This window comes from Psychrobacter sp. 1U2 (assembly GCF_051847575.1).
Window position 1 is genome coordinate 1 of sequence record NZ_JBPYDC010001117.1, and the last position, 702, is coordinate 702.

Here is a 702-nt window from a genome sequence, read left to right on the forward strand (position 1 = left end):
GAATGGTCAGCGCCTAACAGAGCAGACAGCACGTACATCTTTTGCCGTTGCACCTGCTAAGCGCGGCATGGGCATGGTATTTCAGGACTATGCATTGTTTGGTCACCTAAGTGTGGCAAAAAATATTGCTTTTGGTCTAAATAGTTGGTCAGTCGCTGACAAAAAAGCACGCGTGACTGAGATGTTGAATCTGGTTGAGTTACCTGAGCATGCCAACAAGCGTCCAAGTGAGCTTTCAGGCGGTCAGCAGCAGCGAGTTGCTTTAGCACGTGCCTTAGCGCCCAAGCCCCAATTATTGTTACTTGATGAGCCCTTTTCTAATCTTGATGTAGTACTGCGCGAATCACTGGCGATGAATGTACGTGATATTCTTAAACGTACCAACACCACAGCGATACTGGTGACTCATGATCAAAATGAAGCCTTTGCAATTGCAGACAAAGTAGGGGTGATGCACAGAGGTAAGCTGGTACAGTGGGCCACGCCAAGTGAGCTATACCATGAGCCAATTAGTCCGTTCGTTGCTGAGTTTGTTGGTGAAGGAGCCATGATAGATGGCATCATTAAAGAGGGACATGTCGAGACCGCGCTTGGTGATATCTATCGACGTATGGAAGTTTACGATGAACTGGGCCAGCCGCAGTATTGCGAGTATGACTATCCTAATGGCACGCCGATCAAAGTGTTGGTGCGTCCTGATGA

General features: G+C 48.0%; 1 protein-coding gene. It reads left to right on the forward strand.

The features are described 5' to 3' along the window. Positions 1 to 702: ABC transporter ATP-binding protein (locus ACS8FD_RS20705; RefSeq protein ID WP_439277251.1), on the forward strand; the 702-nt coding region annotated here is incomplete at both ends.